This is a genomic window from Flaviflexus sp. (assembly GCF_052087705.1).
GTDB lineage: Bacteria > Actinomycetota > Actinomycetes > Actinomycetales > Actinomycetaceae > Flaviflexus > Flaviflexus ciconiae.
This window is the reverse complement of the sequence record NZ_JBQCYC010000009.1, coordinates 68,987-87,293: the sequence shown is the minus strand read 5'-3', so window position 1 is coordinate 87,293 and position 18,307 is coordinate 68,987. Positions and strand designations below refer to the sequence as shown.

The 18,307-nt window shown below is 59.1% G+C and carries 11 protein-coding genes, 3 tRNA genes and 1 riboswitch; of the genes, 10 read left to right on the top strand and 4 right to left on the bottom strand.

Translation table 11 applies throughout. The features are described 5' to 3' along the window. The first annotated feature begins 125 nt into the window (after nt 1–125). The 3 genes from ACTHUY_RS06585 to ACTHUY_RS06575 all read left to right on the top strand — a co-directional run bounded on the left by ACTHUY_RS06585 (nt 126) and on the right by ACTHUY_RS06575 (nt 9,489). The gene (locus ACTHUY_RS06585) at nt 126–665 is read left to right on the top strand and encodes an acyl-CoA thioesterase (RefSeq protein WP_441678208.1); all 540 of its coding nucleotides are present in this window, start codon (nt 126–128) and stop codon (nt 663–665) included. A gap of 67 nt (nt 666–732) precedes the next feature. Beyond that, a complete protein-coding gene (locus ACTHUY_RS06580) occupies nt 733–1,377 on the top strand; it encodes a hypothetical protein (protein WP_441678206.1) in 645 nt (214 codons plus the stop codon). Between the two features lie 756 nt (nt 1,378–2,133). Next, the gene (locus tag ACTHUY_RS06575; protein ID WP_441678204.1) at nt 2,134–9,489 is read left to right on the top strand and encodes a VWA domain-containing protein; all 7,356 of its coding nucleotides are present in this window, start codon (nt 2,134–2,136) and stop codon (nt 9,487–9,489) included. Nucleotides 9,490–9,669: 180 nt separating this feature from the next. On the opposite strand, the gene ACTHUY_RS06570 is transcribed toward ACTHUY_RS06575, so the two are convergent. Then, a complete protein-coding gene (locus ACTHUY_RS06570) occupies nt 9,670–10,611 on the bottom strand; it encodes a hypothetical protein (RefSeq protein ID WP_441654646.1) in 942 nt (313 codons plus the stop codon). 22 nt (nt 10,612–10,633) lie between these two features. Between ACTHUY_RS06570 and ACTHUY_RS06565 the strand changes: the two genes are divergently transcribed. Next, complete coding sequence (locus ACTHUY_RS06565) at nt 10,634–11,404, top strand: fumarylacetoacetate hydrolase family protein (protein WP_441654645.1); 771 nt, start codon at nt 10,634–10,636, stop codon at nt 11,402–11,404. 227 nt (nt 11,405–11,631) lie between these two features. Here ACTHUY_RS06565 and ACTHUY_RS06560 read toward each other — a convergent pair whose 3' ends face one another. After that, nucleotides 11,632–12,774, bottom strand: a complete 1,143-nt coding sequence (locus ACTHUY_RS06560) for a MalY/PatB family protein (protein ID WP_441654644.1) — start codon at nt 12,772–12,774, stop codon at nt 11,632–11,634. A 59-nt stretch (nt 12,775–12,833) separates the two neighbouring features. Between ACTHUY_RS06560 and gltX the strand changes: the two genes are divergently transcribed. The 4 genes from gltX (at nt 12,834) to ACTHUY_RS06540 (ending at nt 14,933) form a co-directional block, all read left to right on the top strand. Then, entirely contained in the window at nt 12,834–14,321 is a 1,488-nt protein-coding gene (gene gltX / locus ACTHUY_RS06555) for a glutamate--tRNA ligase (RefSeq protein WP_441678201.1), read from the top strand. A 323-nt stretch (nt 14,322–14,644) separates the two neighbouring features. Next, a tRNA-Gln gene (locus ACTHUY_RS06550) sits at nt 14,645–14,716 on the top strand. Between the two features lie 23 nt (nt 14,717–14,739). After that, nucleotides 14,740–14,812, top strand: a tRNA-Glu gene (locus tag ACTHUY_RS06545). A 48-nt stretch (nt 14,813–14,860) separates the two neighbouring features. Further along, nucleotides 14,861–14,933 (top strand) — tRNA-Glu (locus ACTHUY_RS06540). A 175-nt stretch (nt 14,934–15,108) separates the two neighbouring features. Here ACTHUY_RS06540 and ACTHUY_RS06535 read toward each other — a convergent pair. Further along, nucleotides 15,109–15,684 (bottom strand): biotin transporter BioY, encoded by a 576-nt coding sequence (locus ACTHUY_RS06535; RefSeq protein WP_441654642.1) that lies wholly within the window; start codon nt 15,682–15,684, stop codon nt 15,109–15,111. A gap of 209 nt (nt 15,685–15,893) precedes the next feature. On the opposite strand from ACTHUY_RS06535, the gene pdxH reads away from it, so the two are divergent. Further along, nucleotides 15,894–16,523, top strand: a complete 630-nt coding sequence (pdxH, locus tag ACTHUY_RS06530; protein ID WP_441654641.1) for a pyridoxamine 5'-phosphate oxidase — start codon at nt 15,894–15,896, stop codon at nt 16,521–16,523. 121 nt (nt 16,524–16,644) lie between these two features. Here pdxH and ACTHUY_RS06525 read toward each other — a convergent pair whose 3' ends face one another. After that, nucleotides 16,645–17,415, bottom strand: coding sequence for a Rossmann-like domain-containing protein (locus ACTHUY_RS06525; protein WP_441675622.1), 771 nt, complete (start codon nt 17,413–17,415; stop codon nt 16,645–16,647). A 181-nt stretch (nt 17,416–17,596) separates the two neighbouring features. Continuing rightward, nucleotides 17,597–17,689, top strand: a riboswitch (SAM riboswitch). A 178-nt stretch (nt 17,690–17,867) separates the two neighbouring features. On the opposite strand from ACTHUY_RS06525, the gene ACTHUY_RS06520 reads away from it, so the two are divergent. Continuing rightward, nucleotides 17,868–18,307, top strand: a 440-nt coding sequence (locus tag ACTHUY_RS06520) for an OsmC family protein (protein ID WP_441678200.1), incomplete at its 3' end; no start/stop codon positions are given.

Below are 18,307 nucleotides of genomic sequence, written 5' to 3'. Positions count from 1 at the left end.
TTGGGGACAGGGAAACATCCGTAACCAGTAACTCCCGGTTCAGACTGTGGTGGTTGCCCGTTCGGGTGGAGATGGCGATAGATTAGGGAAACGATTAGTTCCCTGCCGCGAAGGACCCCGGTGCTATGAACCTGCTGCTACGTTTGTTGGCTCTGCGAATCCAATCCCCACGAAGGTCGCGGCTGTCGCTGTGGGATACGGCGGTAACACCGTTCCGTGTCGCTCCTTCGGACCTGGATATCTTGTTCCACATGAACAACGGCAAGTACCTGTCGATCCTGGACCTGGCCCGCATGGACCTCATGATTAGGTCGGGATTCTGGGATGTCCTGAGCGAACGCGGCTGGTACCCGGTCGTCGCAGGACAGACGATCAGCTACCGCAGGTCCCTGAAGCTCGGTCAGAAGTTTGATGTTCACACCCGCGTTATCGGCTTTGACGACAAGTGGGGATTCCTCGAACAGACCTTTACCAGCGGCGACACGGTTTATGCTCGAGCAATTATCCGCACCAGGTTCCTGAAAAAGAGCGGCGGAAGCGTTGAGCACGATGAGCTTGAGGCAACAGCCGGCGGCTTCCCATCGGACCGCCAGGTGCCCGAATGGATCCTTGCCTGGTCCGACGCGAGTAAGATTTCGTCGACGATGACCGTCCGGGAGTTCTAGACCTTTAGACATCTTGGCTCGATGCTTCACTGCGAGCCGCGCGTCACGAGGAGAAAGGGGGTGTGCTGTGAGCGAGATCGTTTACCGTCCCTTTCGGGAGGCAGACGCCGCGGACCTGAAGCAGATCATCAACGACGCGTTCCACATTTACCGCTATGTCACCGGTGAACTCCTCCTCGATGCTGCCGTTGAGCTATATCTGCGCGAACGCCTCTTGGCGAGCAGCTGGACCGGGGGTGCCGTGAGGGACGGGCACGTTGTGGGTGTCATCATGGGGCAGGTTGCTGGGCGGCCGTTCCTGGGCGGCCGTGGAAAGAATCGCCTCATTGCGGGTAAGAAGGTGTTTCGCGCCAGTATCGCCGGCCTATCGCAGTGGAACTCGATCCGCCAATACTTTGCCTTCGGGCCCGTTTACCGGAAGCTCCGAAAGAAGGCTCGCAGTCCCCTCACGGATGAACTCACGCTCTTTGCCGTTAGGTCGACAATGAGGGGCTTTGGCGTTGGCACGCAACTCTACTCCGATTACGTGGAACACCTGCGCAGCCTTGGCAGGACTGACTTCTACCTTTATACCGACTCTTTCTGCTCTTTCGGCTTCTACGACAAGCAAGGCATGACACGGGCGTCCAGTGAGGGCTTGAACCTTGTCCTTGACCGGGGGAGTCACCGCGAAACTCTCGGCGTATATCTCTATGCCGGTACTGTCGATTAAGTGGAGGATACTCCCAGGCGCTAACGCCGGTAAGTGGCACCTGCAGGCATGGATCCCTGCTGCTAACCTCCAGCCGACCCAGCAGCAGAATGAACGAGACATGTGTGTTTCCGTAACGAGACAATCCGTCCCCGCCCAGGCGAATCCTGCGACCCGCCTGAGAATCCGGTGGGGAATCCTGGGTTGACGTAGGTTTCCGTACAGTCAACACCGACCAAAAACCGGCTCCGCCACGGGAATATTCCGGTCGAACTATGTTCCCTTTGCTTGCTGGTGGGCGTAAAGAAGCCGGAGGATGCTCTATGCATATGCCCGGGGCACACCTGCACGACAGGGCAGGGTCTCGCGTTTTGTTCGCACATTGCGGCCGAAACGTCTCAGTTAGTTTGCTTGTGGGTGCCGTCATGCCTATCCCACAGCGGGTAGCTTAGTGACAATTAGATGTCTAGCGGAATTAGTGTGAAATGCATCACATTTAGTCTGGATGCTGTCTGGATGTCGTGATTCTGAGTAGTGTTTTGGCAACGGCACTGTATTGACGTGACGATCCGTACGTGTCCGGGTTCGTTGTGGAGCGCATTTTACATTTGGCTCCATCTCCTAAAGCTGGGTGCGCGCAAGCATGCCCACTTTTATCATTTATACACTCCTAAATCTTGGGGAGATCCCGTGTTGAATAGACGATCAGAAGAAAGTCCCCCGCGCGGACCGCGTGGGACAAGGAGGCCGCGCGATCACCAAATGTTGACTCGCGCAATGAAAAAGAAGGCGGTGAAAACAACATTCGGGGCAATGATGTCCGGAATGCTTGTCGCGTCCCTAACCTTTGGTGGAGGCTACATCCCGGCGTCGGCCGACGATGGGTTTCCCGATGACCTTCTCGATGTTGAGAATATTAGTTTGAACGACTCGAGGGACGTCGAAGAGCCCCTCACCGGCGAGGAGGACGAAGTCAGTCTCCTCGATGAACTCATGGACGACGAAGTCGTCGTTGAAGAACCAGTTGAAGAACCAGCGGAGCCGGCCGACCCGGCAGAACCCGCTGAGCCGGCAGAACCTGCCGAACCAGCAGAACCGGTTGCCCCGGAACCTGCTGATGAAGTTGAAGAGCCCGCGGAGCCCGTGGTGGAAGAACCCGCTCCGGTGGCAGCTCGTGACACTCGCGTTCCAATTAACCCAGGGACTCCACCGGTGGAGGACGAGGGGGAGGACCGCGAGCCTTTGAATGATCGGGAAGTGCTTGGACCGCTTGATTCCGAGGGGATACCCCTCAATATCAACGACCTGGCACCGCAGGTAAATCCGGCCCCGAACCCTCCGCTTCCGGACCGCTGTGGCGTGGACGTAGCGATCGTTCTTGATATGTCGGGGTCACTGTCTTCTTCGGATGTGAGTAATTCAAGGCTTGCAGCAAGTGCTGTTGTGACGGCCCTTGAGGGCACTCCGTCAGAGGTAGGTGTCTATTCGTTCTCCACAAATGGCTATCGAAATGCCACCAAGCGCGAGGTTGCGACTGCGGCCGGTGCGGAAGGCGTGCGGACAACCATCGCCAACGTTCCCTATCCCGGTGACTTGACTAACTGGGAGCATCCGCTGCGGCTCGTCCGTGAGGAAAACGCCGATTACGATATTGCACTCTTTATTACTGATGGTTACCCAAACCGGCCGAACGGGTACGGCGATAACTCGCCGCTTAACCGTGCAATCACTGCCGCCAATAACCTCAAAGCCGCTGGCACGACGATTCTTGGTGTCGGTGTCGGATTCGGTATCGACGCCAACAATATTCGTGCGATTTCTGGTGACGGTTACTACTACACGGTTGCAAACTACGGCGATCTGACGGACTTCCTGAAGAATCTTGCTGAAGAGGACTGCCGTGGAACCGTATCGGTCGTAAAGGAAGTCAAGAACGCTACTGGCGTTACTGCTCCGGCCGGTGGATGGGAGTTCTCAGCTTCGTCGTCAACCTCCGGTACTACTTTCGACCCAGCATCAGGAATTACTGCTGCGTCGAATGGTGCCGTCAACTTTGACGTGATCCACCCGACCGAAGATACCGTGAATGTCCAGATTCAAGAAACACAGAAACCTGGCTATCAGCTCCTTCAACAGAACGGTAAGAACGCTGTCTGTCGAGATAACACGACGCAGGCTACGATACCGGTGACGAATGTGGGCGATACTGGCTTCAGTTTCACTGCCGGTCGAACCCAGGCTATTTCTTGTAACGTCCTCAATGAGGAAGTCACGCTGTACGAGCCGCTTACCGTCGCAAAGACGGCAGCCGGCAGTTACACGGTCGACCACACGTGGGATATTGACAAGTCTGTTGACAAGTCGGATCACAATGTTCCCGATGGAACGTCTGTTGATCTGAACTACACGTTGAACGTGACTCAGGAAGCCCGCACCATGACCTCAGGTTCGGTCAGCGGCGCGATTACGATCACTAACCCGAACGACCGTCCCATGGTTGCAACGGTGAGCGACACTCTCGCGAGCGGCAATCAGTGCACGATCACGGGGCTCACCGACATTGATCCTGCCACGGCCGGAATTCAAATCGAGGTGGCGGCAGGTAGCTCCAGCGATTACGACTACAGCTGTGCGCTCACGACCGAGCCGACCATGGCAACCGACACGAATACGGTGACGGTTGAATGGGATCGTGCGACCTATCCTCAAACCGAGGATCAGTTCAATAATCCCGGTTCTGCCGGCACCGGATCCGCAGAGGACCCGGTGACCTTCACGTACGACGTGACGGAAATCAATAAGGGCATCACCGTCCACGATGCCTTGAATGGCGAATCGGTCGGTAACTGGGATCTTGTCTGGGAGGACGGTGCTGCCGGAGTCGGCAAGGTCCGTCCGATCACTTACACGGAGACAGTGACCCCGCCTTCCGGGACCTGTACGACGTACTCAAACCGGGCCGTTATTGGCGGAACCCCGTGGTTTGATACGGAAAGCCTGGATATTTGTGCCGGTGCCGATCTGACGATCGACAAGACCACCGCTCAGAGCTTCGGGCGCTCCTACGACTGGGAGATCGACAAGTCCGCTATTGGTGCTGGCCCGTACATGGCAGATCCGGACACCGGTGATGTCACGGTTGGTTACCGCGTGACGGTCACTCCCAATGGCTACCTCGATAGCTCGTGGATGATGAACGGCACGATTGTTGTCACCAACCCGAACGACTGGAAGGACATTCCCGTCACCGTTCTCGACAATGCCGACTTCGGCCCGGGAGCCCAGTGCACCGTCACAGGCGTCCAGGGCAACACTGCCATCGTTGATGCTGACCCGGTCATGGCCGGATTCCAGACGACGATCCCGAGCGATACGACGTGGACGTTCCAGTACAACTGCTCGTTCTCGCAGCAGCCGAACTACACGGGAACGAACACCGCTGTCGTGAACTGGGATAGTGATGCGGCCTCCACGCCCTCTGATTCGACCTCGGACGTTGTGAACGTGGTCGATGCTGATTGGGATATGACCCCGGCCAACGAAACCATTCAGATCACGGACTCCCACTACACCTTCCTGGCGCCGTGGAACGTCAGCGTGGGCCAGGGTGAGCAGTATCGCGACTATGAGGTGATTTGGAATGTCGGTACGGCCGGCCTCTGCCAGCCCTTCACCAACACGGCGACAATGATCGGTGACGACGATGTTGTCCTTGGCAGCGATTCCGAGACCATCTCCGGATGTCGCGAAGCCGATGTGACCGTGTCGAAGACGGCGACCGCCGCCTATGACCGCGAACATCACTGGGCGATCGACAAGTACCTCCCGACGGGCGACCACTGGGGTCAGGTAGTTGGCGATGATGGCACCGCAACATTCGACTACATCGTGGCCGTTGACTACGACGGTTACACGGACAGTAACTGGAGCCTGTCCGGTGACATCACCGTGACGAACCCGAACAACTTCGCTCCCGTTGTTGTCACCGTTTCTGACGCGACTTCCATCAGTGGGCTCACCTGTGTGGTCGATCCGACCGCCGACATTGATTCCTCGGTGGCAGGAGTTCAGGTTTCCGTACCGGCTTCCGGTTCAACGGTTGTCGGCTACGACTGTGACATCACGTCGCTCGCCGAAACTGACTACACCGGTCACACGAACACGGCGACCGTTACTCTCGGTGATGGCTCGACCATTTCGAGTGCCCCGGTTGACGTCAACTTCATGGTTGATTCCGAACCCAACACAACGGTCAGCGTCTACGACGACAAGACCGATCCGCCCAACCCGGTCTACCTCGGTGACGTAACGATTGCGGACGCTCCGATGACTTTCGAGTACTCGGTGACCTTCGATGCGACCCCGGGCGAATGTGTTGACTACACCAACACCGCTTGGGTGGAGGTGCTTGGCGACGATGATCCGACAGCCGAGTTCGAGATCTACGTCTGTGACCGCAGCGATCTGACTCTTATCAAGACCGTGGATGCATCATACGATCGCGACTACGACTGGGATGTTGAGAAGACCGCCGATCAGACCCGGTTTGATGTTGCCGGTGACAGCACCGTGACGGCCGACTACGAGGTTGTTGCAACCGCTTCGGACCCGATCGACACGAACAAGGCACTGACCGGCACGGTCAGAATCACGAATCCGAACACGGAGGCCGCCCCAATCCAGGCGACGGTCGACGGGGAGATCTCCATCGCTGGAGCCGTCTGTTCATTCGATGACGAAGCATCGCTCGACGAGGATACGACGGCCGACGGCCTGCAGATCACTCTCGATAACGAGGACATTGTTGAGCTCGACTACACCTGCACCATTCCTTCGGGAACAGATGTTGAGGGTACGTACGAGAACACGATGACAATGTCGTGGGGTGAGGAAGAACTGGTTTACACCGAGGACTTCACGTTCACCGCGAACAGTGTCACCAACGACACCGTTGACGTGACCGACACGATGACCGGACGTACCCCGGAGGTGAAGGATCTTGGCACCGCCACGGTAGCCGAGTCCCCGAAGACCTTCACGTACAGCGAGGAGCTGGCGGCGGTAGCTGGCCAGTGCATCACCTACGACAACACGGGCACCGTCGTTCAGACGGAATCCGAGGACACCGAGTCCGTGGTTGCCTGCGCCGGAGCCGACCTTGAGGTCTCCAAGAACGTCATCCACTCCTTCGACCGCACCTACCTGTGGGACATTGAGAAGGATGCTGACGCCACCGAGATCCTTGCCGATCCCGATACCGGGCTCGCAAGCGTGACCTACACGATCGTGGCAACGCCGCGTTCGGCACCCGATGGTTGGACTGACTCCGGATGGCAGATGTCTGGCGAGATCACCGTCACCAACCCGAACGAGTGGATGGATGTCACGGCCACCGTGACAGACACGGTCGATATCGGCGGCGGGGCAACCTGTACGGTTGCTGGCGGCACAAGTGTCGTCGTTCCGCAGTCCGGTGAGGTGACCCTGCCGTACTCGTGTACGTTCGACAGCCAGCCCGACTACGACGGCGTCAACACGGCGACCGTGACCTGGGCTGATACTTACTCGACGCCGAGCATCTCGGCAACCGGCACGGCCGACATCGATGTTGATGACTGGGGTCAGACCCCGATCAACGACGTCGTGAACGTCTACGACGACCAGACCGTTGCCGGCGAGTCGAATCTGCTTGGTACGGCCACCTGGAATGAGGACGGCACCCCCGGTGTCTTCACCTACACCCTTGAACTCGAGGGCACTGCCGGAACCTGCGTCGACTACACCAACAACGCCTGGATTGAGGGCGCTGGAGCCGAAGACTCCTCGATGACGACGGTCTGCATGCATGCACCGCTCGACGTTGAGAAGTCCGTCGATGCTTCCTACGACCGCACCTACGAGTGGGATATCGAGAAGTCGGCCGACGAGACCGAACTCGATGTCGACTCCGCAACGGGCCAAGGAACCTTCCACTACACGGTGGAAGCAATCCCGGGTGGCTACACGGATTCGAACTGGGCCATGTCCGGAACGATCACCGTCACCAACCCGAACGACTTTGAGGACATCACCGTCGACGTCACCGATAGCGTGAATGTCTCCGACGATGCTGTCTGTACCGTCGTTGACGGCGAAGGCGTTGTGGTCGAAGCCAGTGGCTCCGTCACCCTCGACTACGACTGTGTGTTTGCCACGCAGCCCGAGTACGACGGTGTCAACACGGCAACTGTCAGCACCGAGATCGGTGATTTCACGGATACCGCGGACGTTGAGTTCATGCTCGATGGAGAATTCGACAAGTCGGTCGATGTCATGGATGACAAGACCGACCCGACTGCTCCCGTGAACCTCGGAACAGCGGACTGGAATGCGGATGGCCTTGCTATCCCGTTCACGTACGATCTCACCATGACCGGAATCCCTGGCGAGTGCGTGGACTACACGAACACCGCCTGGATCGACATCGAAGGTGAGTACCCCGAAACGAGCCTCGACACGACGCTCTGCGTCAGCCTCGACCTCGACGTGGAAAAGACCGTTCTCGCAACCTACGACCGCGACTTCCACTGGGATATCGCCAAGTCGGTTGACCTGGAGGAGTTAACCATCGACGAGGAAGATGGCTCAGCAGAGTTCGACTACCTCGTCCAGGCCATCCCCGACGGCTTCACGGATCACGGATGGGAAATGTTCGGAGAAATCAGCGTGACGAACCCGAACCTCTACCATGCGGTTCCCGTCTCGGTCGTTGACGTCACCGACATTCCCGGCGCCACCTGCGTGGTAACGGACGGCGACGCGATGGTCGATGCTGATTCGACAATGGTCTTCTCCTACGAGTGTTCCTTCGATGAGGAACCCTGGTACGAGGCCTCGAACGTGGCACAGGTGACGTCGAAGGGTGAGCTCTTCACCGACCTTGTCCTCGTGGACTTCATTGTCGACGTTGAGACCGACAAGACCGTCACCGTCATGGATGACAAGACCGACCCGGCCAACCCGGTTGTCCTCGGCGACGCCGAATGGAACGAAGATGGCACGCCCATCGAGTTCCCCTACACCCTCACCCACGAGGGAGTAGCCGGACAGTGTATCGTCATCGAGAACACTGCGTGGCTCGACTTCGCAATGGCAGGCGCTGATGGTGACGGCGAGGTTGACGTCATCAGCCCGACCAGCCTGCTCAGCCCGCTCGCCGAAGTAGTAGCCCTGGCTGAAGCATCAAGCAGCGTCTCCACCGAGATCTGTACAGAAGCCGAGCTGAGCGTTGGCGTTAATCTCGATGCGGTGAACGCGGCCTCCTACGACCGCGAATACCTCTGGGACATCGACAAGTCAGCCAGCAAGTCCGAAGTGACCGTTGACGGCGGAGGCAATGCCCTTCTCCTGTACGTGGTCGCCGTGACCCCCGATGGTTTCGAAGACTCGAACCACGAACTGCTCGGCAGCGTCAAGATCGAGAACCGTAACGAGTTCACCGATGCTTACGTGACCGTCGAACAGACCGTCAGCTTCGAAGGACTCACCTGTGAGATCCTCACCGAAGATGTCGACCTCGACACCCCGGGCTTCCAGGTTCACGTCCCCGCGGCAGCGGACGGCGTCAACGGAATCGCCTACGTCGACTACGCATGTGGCGGCGAACCCGACTCATACACGGGCTCGACCACCGCAGCTATCGAATACCTGAACTCCCGTCTCGAAACGAAGACCGCCCAGGTCGTCAACGCCGTCGACTACGAACTCGACGAAGAGACGAACATGGAGATCACGGTTCTGGACGACAAGACTCGTACCACCGCCGACCCGGTCATCATCGGCACGGCAATGTGGAACGAGGAGGGCATAGCGACAGAGTTCACCTACGCCCTCGAACTCGAAGCGCGCGTCGGCCAGACCATCGAATACACGAACACCGCTTGGATCAAGGAAACCGAACAGTCCGACTCCGTGACCGTTGACGTGACCGGCAAGCAAGCAACCGTTCCCGTACAGCCGCCGGCTCCCAAGCCGCCGGCACCGCAGCTGCCCCTCACGGGCGCCAACTCCGCATGGCTGCTCGCCGTGGGCGGAATGGCGGCCCTCGCAGGAGGCGTCCTCATCCTCGGCACCAACCGCCGCAAGGAAGAGTAAACGCCACACCGCACCGCGGTCGGCTCGGCCACGGCCACCTGAGTGAGCCGAGCCGGCCCGGCGGCACCACCTTCACCGCTCAGGCGGTAGAAGGGCCAACACGTACACATAACAAGCAAGGGGCCGGGCCCGGGGGAATCAACCCTCGAGCCCGGCCCCTTGGTATGCATCAAAAACGAATCAGGCAGGCGCCATCGACGTCGGCTTCACGGCCCACGGCTCGGCGGGCGGCAAATCCTCGGCCCCGATATGGGAGGTGAGGGCAAGAAGGCGCTCGCGGAGCGGCTTTGCCCTGGCGGCAAAGTTCTTCTGCAGCGCCGCATACTGGCTTCTGCCCTGCGGGGTTTCGATCCGGATCGGTTCAACACCCAGATTGGAGAGATCGTAGGCTGCCGCCGCCATGTCCATCCACCGAATATCCCGCGCCAAATCGTAAGCATCGAGGAGCAGATCGCCGGGGATTGCGGGACCGAGTTGGAGGCACCATTTGAGAACATCCATGTTCGCGTGCAGGCACCCGCCCTGCTCCAACTCAAGAGCCTTCTCCCGGGTGGGATAGAGCGTGTTGTGGGGGACTGCCTCATCGGTGAAGAACCGGAATGCATCGTAATGAGTACAGGCAATGGTTGCCGCCTCGACCGCTTGATCGGTTCCTTCCTGTCCGAGGCGCAACGGAATGTCGTGCCGTTTATCCCCGCCATAAACCATGCACCACTCGTGCCAGCCAAAGCAGGAAAACTTTGGGGTGCGGCTAAGGATTGCTCTGGCAAGATCGTGAACAAACCGAATGCCGCGCGCACGAGCATCTCGAAACTGTTCCAGATCGAGGAACAGGTGCCCGTCTTCTTCGCGGTGCCAGCGCCACTCCAACCTTGCTTCATATTCGGGAAGAGCGGGATGACCGTCGGGTGGACGCTGGATGGCAACGGTGGCGCCGGGGTTCCAGCGGGCAAGAATGCCGGGGCGGAGCGGATAGTACTCCCACAGGAAGTCCTCAACCGCGTGCCGTTCGTGCTTCTTCCTGCGCTGCTCATGGGCCGCTGAGCGTGCACGGGCGCGGGCCTCGTGCCTTTGACAGAGGGCCCACCAGGTTTCTACAGACAAGATCAGCATCGAAGCCATCTTGCCACGCTAGGCTTACCTCATGCAGATCGCTCGAATTTCACTAGAGTCCGGCCCCCGCTACGCCATCGTCGACCACGACACGGACGAATACATCGTCCTTGCTGGCGACCCGATCTTCCAGGGACTGGATACCACCGGCCAGCGCCTGCCCCGCAAGGGCACCCGCCTGCTGTCCCCAATCATTCCCCGCTCCAAGGTCATCGGCGTGGGCAAGAACTACATGGACCACATCAAGGAAATGGGAGGGGACGTCCCCGAAATTCCCGTTCTCTTCTTCAAGCCGAACACTTCGGTGATCGGACCCGACGACCCGATCGTTGCTCCGTCATGGGCGAAGGAAATCTCCTACGAAGCCGAGCTTGCCGTGGTTATTGGTCGGCCCTGCAAGGACGTTCCGGTGGAGCGCGTCGATGATGTTATCTACGGCTACACGGCAGCGAACGATGTCACGGCTCGTGATGCTCAGCGCGCCGAGCCCCAGTGGGCCCGCGCCAAGGGCTTCGATACCTCGTGCCCGCTCGGACCGGTCATCGACCTTGACTACGACCCGTCCAACAAGGCCATTCGTTCCACCGTCAACGGTGAGCTCCGCCAAGATGGCAACACCAACGACATGCTGACCGGCGTGAAGGAACTTGTTTCCTACATTTCCCACGCCTTCTCGCTCCTCCCGGGCGACGTCATCCTGACCGGCACCCCCGCGGGCGTTGGCATCATGTCCGAGAGCGACACCGTCACCGTCGAAGTTGAAGGCATCGGCGAACTCACCAACCAGCTCCGCACCAGCTGACAATGTGGAGCTCGTGGCGAGCAGGGTCTAAAAGACACCGTGCACGTCAGGCGCGACCGAGAGGCCAACGGCGAGCCGCTGCCGAGAGAAGCTATTGCCGAGAGAACCAACTGCCGATAAAACAACGGCTGAACATGCTGGAACGGGGAGGGAATCGCAACTGCGACCCTCCCCGTTTCGGTACTCATGCCTCGACTATTTCCTCGTCAGCCCACCCAGCTACGGGTCTACCTGTTGAGGCCGGCAACTGCCTGTTCCATGAGGTCGAGTGCCTCGTTGAGGATTGGGGTGGTGGTGCCGTAGACGAGGCGGAGATAGTCCTCGTAGCCCTTGCCGCAGCTCTCACCGGGGGTGAGGGCAACGCCGTGCTCACGGAAGAACTGGGCTGGCGAGTCGACCTTGTCGGCGATCCCGGAAGCGTCGATCCAGGCAATATAGGTGCCCTCGGACTGGATGGTGGACAGGCCTGGGATGTTGTTGATTCGTTCGGTGACCGTCTTGCGGTTGCGGTCGAGCTGATCCCTGACGTTCTTGGTCCACTCGGAGTCATCGCGGTACACCGCGATCGCACATTCCACACCGACGGTGGAGATCTGCCGTTCGATTAGGCCCGCCGGTGCCTTGATGATCTCCTGGAAGGGTTCGCCGACAATCAGCTGAGCGTTCTTCAGGCCCGGGGTGTTCCAGCCCTTCGAGGTGGATGTTGCCGTGACCGTGTGGTTGGCGGCCGTGGTTGAAATCGTGGCGTAGGGGATGTGGGTGCCGTCAAAGACGTGCGGTGCGTGGATCTCGTCGGAGAACACGTAAGCGTTGTTCATGTCGACGATCTCGCAGATCTTCTCAAGCTCATCGCGATCCAGAACGCGTCCGACCGGGTTCCACGGATTGCACAGAACAAACAGTCCGCCACCCGACAGGGCGCTGTCGATTCCCTCGTAGTCGAGCTCCCAGCGGCCGTTCAGGATCGTGGAAGGCACCTCGATGAGCTCGCGGTCCTCTTCTCCCGGCAAACCAAGGAAAGGCATGTAGGCGGGTGTGGGAACAACAACCGGGCCCTCGGTGGCGAGATGACGGAGAGTCTCCCGCATTGTTGCCAGCACATCGGGGAATAGGTAAACCGATTCGGGTCTAATGCTCCACCCGTAGTCCCGCTCCATAAGCTCGGCTGTCGCGTCACGAAGATCATCTGCCATGGCACCTGTCAGGTAGCCAAGGGCGCCGTTCGTTGCTCGCTTGGTGAGCGCTTCGGTGACAACCGGGGGTACTCCGAAGTCCATTTCGGCAATGAACATGCCAATAGTGTTGGGGTAGGTAGTCCACTTAACGGAGCCGGTGGCACGGAGAGATTCGGGTGTGATGTTGTCGAACATACGTCAACTCTACGGCCCCAGGAGATTCGTCCGCACTCTCGTCGCGGTAGTCTTGCCCTATGACTGATGTACGCGTTCGCTTCTGCCCCTCGCCGACGGGGACCCCTCACGTCGGGCTCATCCGCACCGCCCTGTTCAACTGGGCCTATGCTCGCCACACCGGTGGCACCTTCGTCTTCCGCATCGAAGACACCGATGCTCAACGTGATTCGGAGGAGTCCTACCACCAGCTGCTTGACGCCATGAAGTGGCTCGGCATGGACTGGGATGAAGGCGTCGAGGTCGGCGGACCCCACGGACCCTACCGCCAGTCCGAACGCATGGACATCTATGCGGATGTCGCAGCGAAGCTCGTTGCGGGCGGCTACGCCTACGAGTCCTTCTCCACGCCCGAAGAAGTAGAGGCCCGTCACCGGGCCGCGGGACGCGACCCCAAACTCGGGTACGACGGCTTTGATCGCGACCTGTCCGAAGAGCAGAAGGCAGCCTTCCGTGCCGAGGGCCGCGAACCCGTTCTCCGTATTCGCATGCCAGATGAAGACGTCACCTTTGATGATGCTGTTCGTGGCGAGATCACCTTCGGCCCCAGCTCCATCCCCGACTACGTCATTGTCCGCGGCAACGGACAGCCCCTCTACACCCTCACCAACCCGGTCGATGATGCTCTCATGGAGATCACTCACGTGCTCCGCGGCGAGGATCTGCTGTCCTCCACCCCCCGCCAGGTTGTTCTCTACCGGGCCCTCGTGGACCTCGGTATCGCTAAGCAGGTACCGACCTTCGGCCACCTGCCGTATGTCATGGGTGAGGGGAACAAGAAGCTCTCCAAGCGCGACCCGCAGTCGAACCTGTTCCTGCACCGCGACAACGGCATGATCCCCGAGGGCCTCGTCAACTACCTGGCACTGCTGGGATGGGCGATTGCACCCGACAACGACATCTTCACCGTTGAGGAACTCATCGAAGCCTTTGACGTCAATGACGTCAACCCGAACCCGGCCCGCTTCGACGAGAAGAAGGCCATCGCCATCAACGCCGAGCACATTCGTCGCCTCGGCGTCGACGACCTGGCCCGCCGCCTCGTCCCCTTCCTCGGAGGCTCCGTCTCCGCAAATAGCTACGACGGCCTCACAGCTGAAGAGAAGCGGATCGTTGACGCCGCTACACCGCTTGCCCAGACCCGCATCCAGGTCCTCTCCGAGGCCGGCCCGATGATGGGATTCCTCTTTAAGAATTCCACTGAAATCGAGTACAACGAGAAGGCCCTGAACAAGCTTGGTGAAACGGCGCCCCAGGTTCTGAATGCGGCGATCGAGAACCTGTCTGTCCTTGCAGACTTCACTGCCATGTCCATTAAGGACACCATGTCCACCGCCGTCATCGACGGCATGGGAATAAAGCCGCGGCTGGCTTTCGCGCCGCTCTTCGTCGCCATCACCGGCACGAACGTCTCCCTGCCGGTCTTCGACTCCATGGAAATCCTCGGACGCGATGAATCCATCACCCGCCTTAAGCGGCTTGTCGAGCAACTGGGTTCCGCAGAGTAAGTGAAGCGGTAACAGCGATTAGCTGAGCATTACGCGGTGACGCCGCACAAAGAGCATAAGGCTGAAGCAAACGGCCCGGTTCAGAAATGAGCCGGGTCGTTTCTTAGCCGAGTCGACTCTTATGGGAACGAATGCGACTGTTCTACGAGGGCGAATTCGACTGTGCGGTGGCGGGGGGAGGAAGGGCGCTGCGGAGGGCTTTTGGTACGAAACTGTCGGTGCTTCACGGACCGTGACCACCTTCACCCCCAACGGTTTTGCCAACAAAATAGGGAGCCGGTAGAGTTTAGTTCTGCGCGCGACCGAGGTTGCGGGCAAACCCTTGGGGTATGGTGTAATTGGCAGCACGAGTGATTCTGGTTCATTTAGTCTAGGTTCGAGTCCTGGTACCCCAGCAAGTTTCTTCGGAGACTTATAGGCCCCGTTCGTCTAGCGGCCTAGGACGTCGCCCTCTCACGGCGGTAACACCGGTTCAAATCCGGTACGGGGTACGGATAGCGCAAGCTGTCTACAGATAATTTCATACGTTGTTATCTAGGGCCCCGTTCGTCTAGCGGCCCAGGACGTCGCCCTCTCACGGCGGTAACACCGGTTCAAATCCGGTACGGGGTACAGGGAAGGTCCGAGCAATGCGCTCGGGCCTTTTGCTTTGCCCGGATAGGCAGGGCGGTGAGGCGTGCGAATGCTTGCCGGGACGGAGCCTCCCGGCTCGTGTGCCCCCTGTTTGCTTTCGGGAACAACACAGCCCCCGGCAAATATCCGAGGGCTGTGCGAAGAGCGGGGATGCTTACTTGCTCTTGCCGATCAGGTGCCAGGTGGCGGGCAGGAGTGCTATGGCGGCGGCTCCCTTGATGGCGTCACCAAAGAGGAAGGGAACAACTCCCATTTCCAGTCCCTGAACAAGATCTGCCCCCGTGAATGCCATGAGCCAGGGGAGGCCAACGGCGTAGATCAGGACCGAGCAGGCAATAACCAGAAGGGCAGTTTTGCCGATAGAGCGGTCGAAGCCCTTGGAGGCAAGCTTGCCGGCGGCTGCCGCGGCAAGGATGTAGCCGATGATGTAGCCGAAGGACGCCGACTCCCATCCGCTACTCTGCTCCGCAAAGATCGGTGCCCCCGCCATTCCGGCCAGCATGTACAGCGAAAGCGACAGAGTGGCCTTGACCGGGCCAAGGGCTGCGCCAGTCAGGATGACCGCAAAGGTTGAAAGGGAGAGAGGCACGGGCGTGAATCCGAGAGGGATCACGATCTGGGAGGCGATAGCGACAAAGATCGCACCGCCCGCGACAAGAGCGATATCACGGGCGCGGGAGAACGGAATCCGGTCGGACAGTACGCCGACGGCAATGTTGGGAGTGGTCACAGGCCACCTTTCACAGTTACGAATCAGTAGGTTACTGAATCGTAGGTTAGTTGTTTCGACTTGGGCAACAGCATCCACCATGTGGGCGGGAGCCAAAAAGTGGCGTCACGACTACGACCAGCAAAGAGACCGCTCACGTGATCTCCTCGCTGATTTTTCCCCGAGATTCTGGTCTTTCGGGGGTCGGGTATGGGGCATAGGATGCTCATATGGACATCTCAGATATGCGACGTAGCTACGAGTCCGGGGAACTGAACGAGGCGGACCTTCCTTCGTCCCCGAAACCCCTTTTTGATCAGTGGCTGGCGGAAGTCGTCGAGTCTGACGAGCGTGACGCGAATGCGATGGTGCTTTCGACCGCGGATCAGCATGGTGGTCCATCTAGCAGGGTTGTTCTCGCGAAGCAGGTAACCCCCGAGGGCATCATCTTTTTTACGAACTACGACTCCCGCAAGGCCGCTGAGATCAAGGTCAACCCGAGGGTTGCCCTGAACTTCCACTGGGCTTCGCTCGACCGCATGGTCAGGATCGAGGGGCGGGCAGAGCGCATCACCGATGTCGAATCGGATAAGTACTTTGACTCTCGCCCGATCGGCTCTCGTCGGGGCGCTCTTGCCTCCCCGCAGTCTCAGGTGATCGAAAGTCGGCAGGTACTCCTCGATGAGGTGGAGAAGCTGGAGAGATCTGGTGAGGAGCCCCACCGGCCGAACAACTGGGGTGGCTACCTCGTACGGCCCAAGGTCCTGGAGTTCTGGCAGGGCAGGCCCGACCGGCTCCACGACAGGATCCGCTACCGCGTCGTTGATCGCGCGTGGGCTTGGGAGCGCCTAGCTCCGTAGTGTCAGCCAGTACCGACAGCCTATGTCCGCCCTGTAACTGGTCCGCAACCAGAGGCTTTTTTCAATGACGTGAGTCTTGCTTTGCACTTATGTCTGCTGGCGTTGCCAGAACGAACGAGGTTTACAGCTCTGGTTTGACCTTTGCGAAGTCGACCATGGTTCCGGCTGCACTCGGGAAGCCGCGTCCGGTGCCGCGGAGAATCTCGGTGAGGTGCTCCGGGTCGGTGCACACGAGTCCTGACAACCCGTTCACGCCGTAGTCGTAGAGGATTGGTGACATGGTTGATGATGGTCCCGTGAGGACGACGTAGGCATCTTGGGAAAGCTCGAGTAGGCGGGGGAGTGTCTTGTTGACGAGCGTTGATCCGGTGATGAAGACGAAGTCCTGGTCCGGCAGAATGAATTCGCTTGCCGTATCCGGGTAGTCGTTGTCCCGGGGTCTGCGCTCAATGATGGAAAGCTCACCCACTCCCTCGAAGCGGTTCTCGATAAACCGGAAGTGGCCGATCGTGGCGACCTTCTTACCCTGAACCAGTTCGGCGTAGGTGTCGAAGGCACCTTCGGTTCCTTCGGTGTTCTCGGGGAAACGATAACCGCAGGACGGGATGCGCCCTGGATGATTGTGCCAGGCATTGATCGCGGCAACGCCAATACCCGCCTCCGCCAGGTTCCAGGAGCGCACCAGCATTGCGGCTTCCCTCAGCGGTCGGCCAATCAGCGACTCGGTGGAGATTGATGGTCGGGTCCGTACATCGGTTGTCATCGCAACGCCGCTTGTCCCATCATCTGCTGTGACTCGGGTCCAGATGTTGCCGACCTGGTAGTCGGAAACCTTGGCCGACGCATCGATCGCGTCAATGAGATTGTCATACAGGGCCCACGGATTGCTCATAGCCCAATCGTACGTGAATGCCGAGGGGGTAAATGCGGGGGAAGTGGCTGGAATCTGTAGCAATTCTTGTTGTTAGAAACCTGTCCACGGCTGTTCTGGGTGCGGCGGGAAGTCTGTTCTGCGCAGTCTGTTCAAAGTTTGGAATGCATAGACGGCAGGGGTTGACGCCCTTAATCTGGAACCACTATCGCGAGCAGTCGAGAGTCCTGGCTCTATGACGCTGCAGCAACCTTTCGAGATCCGGAGCGGGTGCTAATGCCAGGTTCGATGGAGGACAGAATGCGAATGTTCGTCGCGGCGTGAGGCCGCAGTAGCCACAGAGCTCAACGGAGCAGTCTCGATATTGCTCATCGCCAATCAGTAAAAGGCGCTGTTTTGCGTACCCGTAATGTCCCACGAAGTGTGGGCGGGCGTCAGCGCACCCAAAAACTAAAAACTTAAGGAAAAAGATCATGACTACACTCGCTACCCAGACCAAGCCGAAGCTCATTTCCCTCACCACGACCGGAACCTGGGTCGGTCAGGCAAGCACCGATATCATCGCCGGAGAGTTCAACTTCCGAGTCTCCGAGCCCACGGGGCTTGGCGGTAACAACTCCGGTCCGAACCCCTTCCAGTACCTCATCGGAGCCTTCGAGGGTTGCATTGCTGTCGTCATCGAAACCGTTGCTGCCGAACGTGGCTACGAGATCGACGGTGTCGACATTGAGATCACCGGAACCCTGGACCTTCGCGGCTTTGAAGGTGTGGAGGGCGTTTCCCCGCACTTCCAGACCGTCATAGGATCGGTCAAGATCACCGCTGACCTCGACATTGAGCAGTTCGGAGTCCTCGTGAACGAGACCGAGCGCCGCTGCCCCATCTACAACCTGATCAAGGATGCTGGGGTCAC

Excerpts from the sequence above, each read along its gene's own strand:
- ACTHUY_RS06585 (WP_441678208.1), top strand. The coding sequence starts at position 126 with ATGAACCTGCTGCTACGTTTGTTGGCTCTGCGAATCCAATCCCCACGA.
- ACTHUY_RS06575 (WP_441678204.1), top strand. The coding sequence starts at position 2,134 with ATGAAAAAGAAGGCGGTGAAAACAACATTCGGGGCAATGATGTCCGGA.
- ACTHUY_RS06570 (WP_441654646.1), bottom strand. The coding sequence starts at position 10,611 with ATGGCTTCGATGCTGATCTTGTCTGTAGAAACCTGGTGGGCCCTCTGT.
- ACTHUY_RS06565 (WP_441654645.1), top strand. The coding sequence starts at position 10,634 with ATGCAGATCGCTCGAATTTCACTAGAGTCCGGCCCCCGCTACGCCATC.
- ACTHUY_RS06560 (WP_441654644.1), bottom strand. The coding sequence starts at position 12,774 with ATGTTCGACAACATCACACCCGAATCTCTCCGTGCCACCGGCTCCGTT.
- gltX (WP_441678201.1), top strand. The coding sequence starts at position 12,834 with ATGACTGATGTACGCGTTCGCTTCTGCCCCTCGCCGACGGGGACCCCT.
- pdxH (WP_441654641.1), top strand. The coding sequence starts at position 15,894 with ATGGACATCTCAGATATGCGACGTAGCTACGAGTCCGGGGAACTGAAC.
- ACTHUY_RS06525 (WP_441675622.1), bottom strand. The coding sequence starts at position 17,415 with ATGAGCAATCCGTGGGCCCTGTATGACAATCTCATTGACGCGATCGAT.